The organism is Acidisphaera rubrifaciens HS-AP3 (assembly GCF_000964365.1).
Taxonomy (GTDB): Bacteria; Pseudomonadota; Alphaproteobacteria; order Acetobacterales; family Acetobacteraceae; genus Acidisphaera; species Acidisphaera rubrifaciens.
In genome coordinates this window covers 1-9,112 of sequence record NZ_BANB01000308.1, presented here as the reverse complement: position 1 = coordinate 9,112, position 9,112 = coordinate 1, and the positions used below count along the sequence as shown (strand labels likewise).

The 9,112-nt window shown below is 69.5% G+C and carries 8 protein-coding genes; all 8 read left to right on the top strand.

Features of this window, described 5'->3' with window-relative positions; translation table 11 throughout:
• The coding region (locus B8460_RS10210; protein ID WP_048861495.1) for an ATP-binding protein at positions 1–899 on the top strand (899 nt) is incomplete at its 5' end.
• Between the two features lie 2 nt (positions 900–901).
• Positions 902–1,771, top strand: coding sequence for a 5-oxoprolinase subunit B family protein (locus tag B8460_RS10205; protein WP_048861492.1), 870 nt, complete (start codon positions 902–904; stop codon positions 1,769–1,771).
• Entirely contained in the window at positions 1,761–2,744 is a 984-nt protein-coding gene (locus B8460_RS10200; protein ID WP_048861491.1) for a 5-oxoprolinase subunit C family protein, read from the top strand. Before B8460_RS10205 ends, B8460_RS10200 begins: the two co-directional genes overlap by 11 nt.
• 78 nt (positions 2,745–2,822) lie before the next feature.
• Positions 2,823–3,839: a zinc-binding alcohol dehydrogenase family protein gene (locus B8460_RS10195; protein ID WP_048861490.1), complete on the top strand. Its 1,017-nt coding sequence runs from the start codon at positions 2,823–2,825 to the stop codon at positions 3,837–3,839.
• Entirely contained in the window at positions 3,836–4,618 is a 783-nt protein-coding gene (locus B8460_RS10190; RefSeq protein WP_048861489.1) for a 2-keto-4-pentenoate hydratase, read from the top strand. The genes B8460_RS10195 and B8460_RS10190 overlap by 4 nt, the downstream gene beginning before the upstream one ends.
• Positions 4,619–4,719: 101 nt before the next feature.
• Positions 4,720–5,688, top strand: a complete 969-nt coding sequence (locus B8460_RS10185; protein ID WP_048861488.1) for an ABC transporter permease — start codon at positions 4,720–4,722, stop codon at positions 5,686–5,688.
• A gap of 46 nt (positions 5,689–5,734) precedes the next feature.
• Positions 5,735–6,754, top strand: coding sequence for a sugar ABC transporter substrate-binding protein (locus tag B8460_RS10180; protein WP_052945210.1), 1,020 nt, complete (start codon positions 5,735–5,737; stop codon positions 6,752–6,754).
• A 15-nt stretch (positions 6,755–6,769) separates the two neighbouring features.
• Complete coding sequence (locus tag B8460_RS10175) at positions 6,770–8,974, top strand: ABC transporter permease (protein WP_199445601.1); 2,205 nt, start codon at positions 6,770–6,772, stop codon at positions 8,972–8,974.
• The last annotated feature ends 138 nt before the right edge of the window (positions 8,975–9,112 follow it).

The following is a 9,112-nucleotide window of genomic DNA, read 5'->3' as shown; positions in this document are numbered from 1 at the left end:
ACCCGGTCATGGTCAAGGCGGCGGCCGGCGGCGGCGGGCGCGGCATCCGCGTGGCGGAGACGCCCGACGCGCTCGCCGCCCTGTTCGCCCAGGCGGCGGCCGAGGCGCGGGCGGCGTTCGGCGACGGTGGCCTGTATCTGGAACGGTTCGTGATGCGCGCGCGCCATGTCGAGGTGCAGATCCTCGGCGACGGCCGCGACGCGGTGCATCTGTACGAACGCGAATGCTCGATCCAGCGGCGCCGGCAGAAGCTGTGGGAGGAGGCGCCGGCCGCCTGCCTGTCCGCCGCCACCCGCGACGCGCTGTGCGAGTCCGCCGCCCGCCTCGCCCGCGCCGTCGGCTACCGCGGCGCCGGGACGCTGGAATACCTCTACGACGACATGACCGGCGCGTTCTTCTTCATCGAGATGAACACCCGCATCCAGGTCGAGCATCCGGTGACCGAGATGGTCACCGGCATCGACCTCGTGCGCGAGATGATCGCAATCGCCGGCGGCGCGCCCCTGTCCGTCACGCAGTCCGACATCGCACTCCGCGGCCATGCGATCGAGGTGCGGGTCAATGCCGAGGACCCGGCCCGCGATTTCCGCCCGGCGCCGGGCACCGTCGGCGCGCTGCGCGTGCCGGGCGGTCCGGGCGTGCGGTTCGATACGCTGCTGTATCCCGGCTACACGGTGCCGCCGTTCTACGACAGCCTGCTTGGCAAGCTGATCGTGTGGGACCGCGACCGCGACACGGCGCTCGCGCGCATGCGGCGCGCGCTGGCCGAGATCGACATCGAGGGGCTGGCGACGACGCTGCCGCTGCATCGCGCGCTGGCGGCCGATGCGTCGATCGCGTCCGGCGCGGTGCACACGCGCTGGCTGGAGGACTGGCTCGCGGCGAGGGGGGGAGGCTAGGGATGCGCTACAGCTTCGGCGGCGACGAGCATCTGTTCGTCGAGGTCGCGGAGGAGATGTCGCTCGACGCCTTCTTCCAGAGCCTGTCGATGACCGGCGCCGTGCGCGCGGCGGGTATCGCGGGCGTGAGCGAGATCTGTCCGGCGAACGCCTCGTTTCAGATCAAGTTCGACCCCGACGTGATCGCGCCCGACGACCTGCTGGCCGCCGTGCAGGGCCTGGAGGCGCAGGCGGCGGCGGCGGAGAAGGTGCTGGATACCCGCATCATCGAGCTGCCGGTCTATTACGGCGATCCGTGGACGCACGAGACGCTGATGCGCTTCCGCGAGCGGCATCAGGAACCGGAGTCCACCGATCTCGCCTATGCCGCGCGGGTGAACGGCTATGACGGCGTGGAGGCATTCATCGCCGCCCATGCCGGCTCGCCGTGGTTCGTCTCGATGGTCGGCTTCGTCGCCGGCCTGCCGTTCCTCTATCAGATGGTCGAGCGCGCCAAGCAGATCGAGGTGCCGAAATACCTCCGCCCGCGCACCGACACGCCGAAGCTGACGGTCGGTCACGGCGGCTGTTTCGGCTGCATCTATTCGGTGCGCGGGGCGGGCGGCTATCAGATGTTCGGCATCACCCCGGCGCCGATCTACGACCCGCAGCAGAAGATCAGCTATCTGCGCGAGTTCATGATCTTCTTCCGCCCCGGCGACATCGTGAAGTTCCGCCCGATCGACCGCGCCGAGCACGACCATATCGAGGCCGAGGTCGCGGCCGGGCGCTGGGCGCCGCGGATCGCGGCGACGCGGTTCGATCTCGCGGAGTTCCTGCGCGATCCCGCGGCGTGCAACGCCCGGCTGGTGGAGGCCCTCCATGGCGTCTGAGCGCAGGATCGAGGTGGTCAAGCCGGGGCTGGCAACGACCGTCCAGGATCTCGGCCGGCCCGGCTACTATCACCTCGGCATACCGTTGTCGGGCGGGATGGATCAGTACGCCCTGCGCGCGGCCAACCGTCTCGTCGGCAACGACGAGGGCGCGGCCGTGCTGGAGGCGACGTTCCTCGGGCCGGAGCTGCGTCTGCACGCCGACACGATCGTCGCGGTGACGGGGGCGGACATGCCCGCGAAGCTCGACGGCGCGCCGATCCCCGGCTGGACTTCGGTCGCGGCGCGGGCGGGACAAATGCTTTCCTTCGACTTCCTCCGCCGCGGCGCCCGCGCCTATGTCGCCTTCGCCGGCGGCGTGGACGTGCCGGTAGTCCTCGGCAGCCGGTCCACCTACACGCTGGGCGCGCTCGGCGGCCACGAGGGACGGGCTTTGCGGGCGGGGGACACGCTGCCGCTCGGCCCGGCAGGCAAGGCGAGCCCGGGGGCGAGCGTGCCGGAGGCGCTGCGCCGGGTGCCGGAGTCGCCCGCCGTGCTGCGGGTGCTGCCCGGACTGTATTGGCACCGCGTCACCGAGGCGGCGGGCGAGGCGTTCTTTGCCGATACATGGAAGGTGGCACCCGAGGCGGACCGGATCGGCTACCGCTTCCGCGGTGGCCGGGCGCTCGATTTCGTGCCGCGCACGCAGCCGTTCGGCGCCGGGTCCGATCCGTCCAACATCGTGGACAGCTGCTATCCTTATGGCTCGATCCAGGTGCCGGGCGGGACGGAGCCGATCGTGCTGCACCGCGATGCCGTCTCGGGCGGCGGGTATTTCATGATCGGAACCGTGATTTCCGCCGACATGGACCTGATCGGCCAGATGCAGCCGCACACGCCGACCCGCTTCGTCCAGGTGACGATGCAGCAGGCGCTGGGGGCGCGGGCGGAGCGCGCGGCCATGCTGGGACGGTTGCGCGCGCACCTGCCGTAGGTCCTTGCCCCCTCGTCAGCCGCGCCGGACTGCGCCACAAGGCGGTCCAACAGACGGCACGACGGGGGAGGGCTGGGCATGAAGGCGGTCGGCTATACGGAGCGGCGTCCGATCGAGGACCCGGACTCGCTGCGCGACCTCGTGCTGCCGGACCCCACGCCGGGGCCGCACGACGTGCTGGTCCGCGTCGCGGCGGTGGCCGTCAATCCGCGCGACCTCAAGAGCCACCGCGTGCAGGACGCGACGCCGGACAAGCCGGTGGTGCTCGGCTACGACGCCTCCGGGACGGTGGAGGCCGTCGGCGCCGCGGTCACGCGGTTCCGCCCGGGCGATGCGGTCTATTACGCGGGCGTCCTCAATCGGCTTGGCTCGAACGCCGAGCTTCAGCTGGTCGACGAGCGCATCGTCGGGCGCAAGCCGGCGAGCCTCGATCACGCCGCCGCGGCCTCGCTGCCGCTTACCTCGCTCACCGCGTTCGAGATGCTGTTCGACCGGCTGATGGTGCCGCGCGACACGCAAACGGGATCGGCGCTGCTGATGACGGGCGGCGCGGGCGGCGTGCCGTCGATCGCGATTCAGCTCGCGCGGGCGCTGACGGACCTGGTGGTCATCGCCAGCGCGTCGCGGCCGGAGAGCGAGGCCTGGGTGCGCGATCTGGGCGCGCACGCGGTCGTCGATCATACAAAGCCGCTGGCCGAGCAGGTGCGCCGCCTGGATGTGCCGCCGGTCGGCTATGTGTTCTCCACCTACACGGACCCGGCAGTGTGGGCGGAGTTCGCCAAGCTGATCGCGCCGCAGGGGCGGATCGGCCTGATCGACGACCCGGAGCCGCTCGACCTGCGGCCGCTGAAGTTCAAATGCGTGTCGATCCACTGGGAGGCGATGTTCACCCGCCCGACCTTCGCCACGCCCGACATGGCGCGCCAGCACGAGATCCTGTGCGAGGTCGCGGACCTGGTCGATGCCGGCCGGGTGCGGCCGACGCAGGGGCAGCATTTCGGCACGATCAACGCCGCCAATCTCCGCCGCGCGCATCTCGCGCTGTCGCAGGGGCGGGCGATCGGCAAGATCGTCCTCGCCGGTTTCGACCAGTGAACGATCCGGCACAGGCGGCGGCCGACCTGCTGTGGGAACACTGGCAGGCCGGCACCCGCATCGACGCGCTGCCGCCGGCGCTGCGTCCGCGCGACCGGGCCCAGGGGTACGCGATCCAGGCACGGCAGGAGGCGCGGGACGACGCGCCGCTGTTCGGCTGGAAGATCGCGGCGACCAGCGCCGCGGGGCAGGCGCATATCGGCGTGGACGGGCCGCTCGCCGGGCGCATCCTGCGCGAGCGGGTGCTGAGGCCCGGGGCGCGCATCATCCTCGGCACCACGGCCATGCGCGTCGCGGAGGCGGAGTTCGCGTTCGCCTTCGCCCGCGACCTGCCGCCGCGCGCCGCGCCCTATGGCATGGACGAGGTGCTCGCCGCGGTCGCCGCGCTGCATCTGTCGATCGAAATTCCCGACAGTCGTTACGAGGATTTCACCCGGGCGGGCGCGCCGGCGCTGATCGCCGACAATGCCTGCGCGCACCTGCTCGTCGTGGGGCCGCCCGTTGAGGTGCCGTGGCGCGACGCCGACCTCGCGGCGCATGCCGTGGTCGCGCGCGTCAGCGGCGGTGCCGTGGCCGAGGGGCGCGGCGCCAACGTGCTCGGCGATCCGCGCGCGGCTCTGACCTGGCTCGTCAACGAGGTGGCGGCCCATGGCGGCGGGTTGCGGGCGGGCCAGATCGTGACAACCGGTACCTGCATCACGCCGATCGCCATCGCACCGGGGCAAAGCTGTGTGGCCGATTACGGCCGCCTGGGCCGCATGACGGTGCATTTCACATGACGAGGCGCCCGCCGGATTGACGCGCGGCGCGCGGCACAGCAGCATCGGCGCAATGACCCGCAACCAGCGGGCGGGCGACACAGAGCCGCCAGGGGGAGCCGTTGAAGATAGCGTTGACGCAGGAGCGCATCGTCTTTGCGCTCGCCGTGCTGCTGTTCGCGGGTTTTGCGATCGTCCTGCCGAATTTCCTGACGGCGGGCAACGTGCTGACGCTGATACGCGGCGTGTCGGTGCTCGGCATACTCGGGCTCGGCATGGCGGTGGTGGTGATCGGCCGCGGCATCGACCTGTCGATCGTCGCCAACATGGCGATTTCAGTCGCATGGACGCTCGACATGGCCGATCGCGGCGTGCCGCTTGGCGTCGCGCTGTCCCTCGGCTTCGGCTTCGTCGTGCTGATGGGGCTGATCACCGGCTTCCTCGTCGCCTATGTCGAAATCCCGCCGCTGTTCGCGACGCTCGCGATGGGGGCGTTCATCTACGGCTTCGGTCGCGCGGCACTGCTGAGCCAGGACGTGATCCAGATGCCGGCCCACGCGGGCATCCTCAACCTCGCCGGCACCGGTCACGTGCTGGGCGTGCCGATGCCGATCATCCTGCTCGCGGTCGCGTCGCTGCTGGCGTTCCTGTTCCTGCGCTACACGCGGCCGGGGCGCACGATCTACGGCTTCGGCGACAATCTGCAGGCCGCGCGCATCACCGGCCTGTCGGTGCGGCCGATGCAGGTCGCGCAATACGTCATCTCCGGCATCGTCGCGTTCGCCGCCGGTATCATCACCGCGACCGCCGTCGAATCGATGAACACCCGCATCGTCAACGGCACGCTGATCTACGATGTCATCCTGGTCGTCGTGCTGGGCGGCGTCGGCCTGTCGGGCGGCAAGGGCGGGGTGCGCAACGTTCTGGTCGGCACGCTGCTGATCGGCGTGCTGCTGAACGGCATGACCATCATGGACGTCCAGTACACCGTGCAGAACGTGGTGAAGAGCCTGATCCTGCTGGTCGCGATCGTGGTGGACAGTCTGGTCAATCCGCGTGACGAGCAGACGGCACAACAGGGCGACATCTGAACCGCCCGGACGACGGGAAGGCACGTTCAAGTTGAAGGAGACCGCTATGCGTAGCCGCGTTTGGTTCGGCCGGGTCCTGCCCGCGCTGTTCGGCATCACCCTTCTGGCCTTCGGCGTCGCCCGCGCCGACGGGATCGACGATCCGCTGCGCGCGCCGACGCTCAATGCGTTCAAGGGCAAGACCGTGGCGTTCCTGCCGCTGTCGATGGGCTTCGACCTGACCGAGGGCTGGGGTGCGATGATGAAGCACCAGGCCGACGAGCTGGGCTACAAGTTCGAAATCCGCGACCCGAACTGGAACACCGACGCGGGCGCGCAGGCGCTGACGCAGCTGATTTCGGAAAAGCCCGACATCATCGTGGTGCATAACCCCGACGTGCAGTCCTATGCCCGCCTGCTGAAAAAGGCGGAAGCCGCCGGCATCGCGATCATCCAGGTCAACATGAAGTCGGCGACGCCCACGCAGTACTATGTCGGCGCCGACTGGATCGGCCTCGGCGAGCGTGCGGCCAACGAGGTCGTCAAGGCCTGCGCCCCCGGCAAGGGGCCGAGCACCAAGATTGCGATCGTGCAGGGCGCGCTGACGGCGGCGGCGAGCATCTATCAGATCAAGGGTGTCGACAACGTCCTGTCCAAGCATCCGGAGATCAAGGTCGTCTCCAACCAGGCGGCGGACTGGGATGCCAGCAAGGCGCGCGCGGTGACGCAGACCGTGTTGCAGCAGAACCCCGACCTGTGCGGCATCATCGGCTTCTGGGACGGGCAGGACACCGGCACCGGCGCCGCGATCCGCGAGGCGGGCAAGACGGGCAAGGTGTTCCTGATCACCTCGGGCGGCGGCGCCAAGAGCGCGTGCGAGAATCTGGAGAACGGCACATTCAGCGCCGACACCTCCTATGACGTGCCCGGCCAGGGCCGGGACATCAACTCGGCGATCCGCGCCATCCTCGAGGACAAGGCGGCGACCAAGGACCTGCGCGTGGTGCTGTACACGCCGCTCCGGGTGCTGACCAAGGCGGACGTCAAGCCGGGGGCCTGCTGGACGCCGCAGTCCCTGTTCGAGTAACGGGGTTCATCACAAGTGCCTGACGCCGATCGCATGGTGGAAACGTCGGCCCCGACCGGGGCCGACGACGCCGCCGCCGAGGCCGCCGCCGCGCGGCCGCGGTTCTCCGACACGCTGGTGCGGCTGCGCTATACGCTGATCCCCGATCACGTGGTGGGCGAGATCCTCACCAAGCGATGGGTGGACAATGCCGCGCCCGCGCTGTTTCTGGTGCTCGTCATCGCGACGTTCGGCACGCTGCTGCCGGACTTCTTCTCGATCGGCAGCCTGACAAGCTCGCTGCGTCAGCTGGGCGAGTTCGGCTGCGTCGTGCTGGCGATGATGATCGTCCTGGTGGCGGGCGGCATCGACCTTTCGGTCGGGTCGGTCTTCGCGCTCGGCAACTTCACCGCGCTGCTGCTGATGAACGTCCTCAACACGCCGGCATGGGTCGCGCTGGTCGCGGTGCTGGCGGTGTGCGGCCTGGTCGGGCTGGTCAACGGCGTGCTGATCGGCTTCCTGCGCCTGCGCGCCTTCCTCACGACGCTGGTGACGCTGATCATCGTCCGTGCGCTCGTGGACATGCTGCTGCTGCGCTACGCGACGGCGATCACGGCGGGCTCGCCGGATTCGTCGGTGTGGGATTTCGTGGGCGACGGCTCGATCGGGCCGGTGCCGTTCAGCATCGTCGTGCTGCTGGTGCTCGTGATCGGCGGCCACGTCCTGCTCAGCCGCAGCCGTCCCGGCTGGCGGGTGATGGCGGTCGGCGGGTCGCGGCGGTCGGCGCACAATGCCGGCATCTCCGTGCGGCGGACGGTGTGCGGCACCTATGTCATCTCCGGGCTGCTGGTCGGCCTGTCGGGCTTCATGTACGCGGCGCGGCTGTCGAGCGCGGGGGCGGAGACCGGCGTCGGGCTGGAGTTGCAGGCGCTGACGGCCGCGATCCTCGGCGGCAACAGCCTCGGCGGCGGCCGCGGCTCGACCGGCAAGGCGCTGATGGGCGCGATCACCGTGCTCGTCATCACCAACGGTGTCGTGCGGCTCGGCATGCAGAGCGGCGCGGGGTCGATGATCCTCGGCATCATCCTGATCCTCGCGATCACGGTCGATGTCCGCTGGCTGAAGAACCGCTACAAGGTGCTCAACAAGGTCTATGTGTCGCCGGCCTATAACCGCCTGCCGCCCGCGCCGGAGACGGCCGCCGGCTCCGGCTCGCCCTATGCGGTCAATGACAAGCTGCGCGATGTCGAGATCATCGGCCTCGGCGTGGTCGAAGGTCCGGAAGACGTGATCTTCGACCGCCGCGACGACCTCTATTGCGGCACGCGCCACGGCGACCTCGTGCGCTTCCTCGCGCCCGACTACACGCGCCACGAGGTGTTCGCCCATATCGGCGGGCATCCGCTGGGGATGCAGTTCGACCGGGACGAGAACCTCGTCGTCTGCGTGGGCGGCATGGGTCTGTACAAGGTCGCGCCGGACGGCGAAGTCTCGAAGATGACGGACGAGACCAACCGCACGCCCTTCAAGATCAACGACGACGCGCGCCTGCGCCTGACCGACGATTGCGACATCGCGCCCGACGGGCGGGTATTCTTCAGCGAAGGCACGATGCGCTACGAGATGCATTCCTGGCCAGTCGATGCGCTGGAAAGCCGCGGCAATGGCCGGTTCTGCGTCTATGACCCGCGCACCAATACGACGCGCACGATCATACGCGACGTGCTGTTCGCCAACGGCGTCTGCCTCGCCTCCGACAAGCAGTCCTTCATGTATGCGGAGACCTGGGGCTGCCGCGTGCGGCGCTACCATTTCGACGGACCGAAAAAGGGCCGGATCGAGGACGTGCTGCCGAACCTGCCGGGCTATGCCGACAACATCAACCGCGCGTCCGACGGCAATTACTGGCTGGCGCTGGTCGGCATGCGCTCGCCGCCCGTCGATCTCGCCTTGCAGATGCCGGGCTTCCGCCGCCGCATGGCGCGGCGCATCGCGCCCGACGAGTGGCTGTACCCGAACATCAACACGGGCTGCGTCGTGAAGTTCGACGAGAGCGGCCGCATCCTCGACGCGCTGTGGGATCTCGGCGGCAAGAACCATCCGATGATCACGTCGATGCGCGAGCACAAGGGCTATCTGTATCTGGGCGGCATTTCCAACAACCGGATCGGGCGCTACCGCATCCCCGGCGCCGATCCGACCTGGAACGGCTATGACGCCTATTGGGGGGCGCGCGCATGATCGGCGCCCTGCAACGCGCCTTCGATAATTTCGCCGGGCGGGGCGAGGCGGCGGTGACGGTGCCGCCGATGGACGGCGCGCTGCGCCCCAACAACGCGATCGAGACGGCGCCGGTCATCGAGCACGCCGACATGCCGG